Genomic DNA, 2,802 nt, shown 5'->3' with positions numbered 1-2,802 from the left:
GTCCCACAAGCCTTGCAATCGAGTTTGTCGTCCAGCCGTCGTCCCATTTCCCAATAATTGCGCATTTTCGGCCATGAGCCAATTGTCGATTTCGTACCAAATCGCTTCAACCACCGGTGAGTCCTCCAGCCATGGCTCATCGGTCAATCGCGAGAGTCAAAAAGGACGGCCAGCCCCAGTTCCCGTGCCAGCTCGACGATCGTCTCCATCAACTCATCGTCTGTATCCTGCAAATAAGGCGCGTCCCTGCGAGCGGCCTCTATCGCCGCTTTGACCGAAACGATGTCGCCGTATCGCCCACTTCGAAGCTGCTCTGCCAGAAATGCCTTGGCGGTACCGACAGGTCTTATTGCCCATCTGGCGATGCTCATGCGGCTCCCTCCCATGGTCACCTCTGCTTTATTTTGATCCTCTCCAAGGTGCAGATCAATCGATGGTACGATTCCGTACGCAACCGCTCAGCCGGTTGGGAGACAGCCATATGACGTCGTCTGGGCCATGGTTCGTTCGGCGTTTCCCCAGGGGGGTCGACGCGAAATTGCCCAGTGTGACCAGCCCCGCGGGAACAATCGCTCGGCATGGGGGTTTCTTCAAAATCTCCCTCGAAGGATGCAAGGAGCGACCATGCGCATGTTGACGATAGCTGTCGCACTTTCCGGGGCGGTCATCATTCAGCCCGTCTACGCCCAAACTGTTGGACCGCAGCTTCCCCAGGTGACGCCACCGCAGGGCGAAGTGCAACCGGAGCAGGCGCTGTCAGATCCAGGCTCTGCTGATTTGAATTTCACCGGCGTTGCCATTGTCGCCGTCGAGGATCTGCCTGACGAAATCAAGGCGCAGGCGGATGCCGTGATCAATCAGACCAGCGCCGAAGATTTGCTACGCCTGCAAAACTCAGTCGATGCTTCGCCTCAAGCGACATCGGCCTTGAGGGCGAATGGGCTCAATTCCTCGCAGGTTGTCGCTGCAAACATAGATGGCGATGGCACCCTGACGCTGATCATTCAGACGACGACTTGAGGCGCCGAACCATTCGCATCACGCCTTGCCCCGACAGTCGCGGAGAGCAGCGATGGTCGAAGCCCCCGTTCGCAACTTCACCATCAATTTCGGGCCCCAGCATCCGTCGGCCCACGGTGTTCTTCGGCTGGTGCTCGAACTGGACGGCGAGATCGTCGAGCGTGCCGATCCGCATATTGGCTTACTGCATCGCGGCACCGAAAAACTCATAGAGCACAAGAACTATTTGCAAGCGCTGCCCTATTTCGACCGGCTCGACTATGTCGCGCCGATGAACCAGGAGCATGCGTTCTGCCTCGCTGCCGAAAAACTGCTCGAAATCAGCGTTCCAACGCGTGGACAACTCGTCCGTGTTCTTTTTTGCGAAATCGGCCGGCTTCTGTCGCATCTCCTCAACGTCACGACGCAGGCCATGGATATCGGCGCGCTGACGCCGCCGCTTTGGGGGTTTGCGGAGCGGGAAAAGCTGATGGTTTTTTACGAGCGCGCCTCCGGCGCCCGCATGCATGCGAATTATTTCAGAATCGGCGGCGTGCACCAGGATATGCCTCCGAAGCTTCTCGACGACATCTGGGCTTTCTGCGATCCGTTCCTCAAAGTCTGTGACAACCTCGACGAATTGCTCACCGGCAGCCGTATCTTCAAGCAGCGCAATGTCGATGTGGGCGTGATCGGGCTGGAGGATGCCTGGGCCTGGGGATTTTCCGGCGTGATGGTGCGCGGATCGGGCGCCGCATGGGATTTGCGCAAGGCACAGCCATACGAATGTTACCCGGACATGGATTTCGACATTCCCGTCGGAAAGAACGGAGACTGCTATGACCGCTACCTGGTCCGCATGGAGGAGATGCGCCAGTCGGTGCGGATCATGAAGCAATGCCTGGAAAAACTGCGGTCACCCGAAGGCCAGGGGCCGGTCGCGCTTCCAAACCAGAAGATCACGCCGCCGCGGCGCGCCACGATGAAACGCTCGATGGAGGCGACCATCCAGCATTTCAAACTTTATACCGAGGGGCATCGCGTGCCGGCCGGAGAAGTCTACGCCGCGGTTGAAGCGCCAAAGGGAGAATTCGGTGTTTATCTGGTTTCCGACGGGGGCAATGTTCCTTACCGGTGCAAGATACGCGCGCCATCCTTCGCCCATCTGCAGGCGATGGATTTCCTGTCTCGAGGGCACATGATCGCCGACGTTGCCGCCATCATCGGATCGCTCGACATCGTGTTTGGCGAGATCGATCGTTAGCCGTCCGGAGGTGTGCTTTGCCCCGCGATAAAGAAACTCCATCATCCTACGCGTGGATGGGAGGCTCTTCATTCTCGTCGGGATTGGGCAGCGGGGTCTCGTCCGGGAGCCTTTCCGGTTCGGGTTCCTCGATCGGCTCGGGCTTCCATGTTGGAGGCGGCACGGGAACATCGCGATTTGGGTCTGGCTGTCTTGGCTGTGGCATCGAACTATCTCCGTTCAGTCGGAACAACTCGTGCGCCGTGGCATGGTTCCTGGCAGAATCCAGCGAGATCGTTACGCCCTCGGGACACGAGTATGTTGGTCCGCCCAGGTGAAGGCGCAAAAGTTGCAGATCGTTCGGAACCGGTCGGATTTTCGAGCCGTTGTCGTCGACAGGGATCAAGGAGAAGCGCGATGAAGGACAAGGAAGGAAATATCGACCATACATTGCCGCAGGTCGCCATCGACGATCAGCAGGTGCGACAACTGGCGGCCACGACCGATTTGCCGTCCAGGCAGGCTCGCGGACTGGGGCGGCGTCACGGCCAAGAACCCCG

At 58.7% G+C, this 2,802-nt stretch carries 3 protein-coding genes; 2 read left to right on the top strand and 1 reads right to left on the bottom strand.

The window, feature by feature from the left end:
- Window positions 1-143: 143 nt before the first annotated feature.
- On the bottom strand, window positions 144-371 hold the full coding sequence (locus tag EN984_RS29605) for a hypothetical protein (protein ID WP_127268882.1): 228 nt from the start codon (window positions 369-371) through the stop codon (window positions 144-146).
- 253 nt (window positions 372-624) lie between these two features.
- Between EN984_RS29605 and EN984_RS29600 the strand changes: the two genes are divergently transcribed.
- Both EN984_RS29600 and EN984_RS29595 read left to right on the top strand, forming a co-directional pair.
- Entirely contained in the window at window positions 625-1,020 is a 396-nt protein-coding gene (locus tag EN984_RS29600; protein WP_127268883.1) for a hypothetical protein, read from the top strand.
- A 52-nt stretch (window positions 1,021-1,072) separates the two neighbouring features.
- Complete coding sequence (locus EN984_RS29595; RefSeq protein ID WP_127272699.1) at window positions 1,073-2,263, top strand: NADH-quinone oxidoreductase subunit D; 1,191 nt, start codon at window positions 1,073-1,075, stop codon at window positions 2,261-2,263.
- Window positions 2,264-2,802: the final 539 nt, after the last annotated feature.

This window comes from Mesorhizobium sp. M7A.F.Ca.CA.004.12.1.1 (genome assembly GCF_003997835.1).
Classification (GTDB): Bacteria; Pseudomonadota; Alphaproteobacteria; order Rhizobiales; family Rhizobiaceae; genus Mesorhizobium.
Note: the sequence above shows the minus strand (reverse complement) of the source record. Positions and strands in the feature narration are given on the sequence as shown.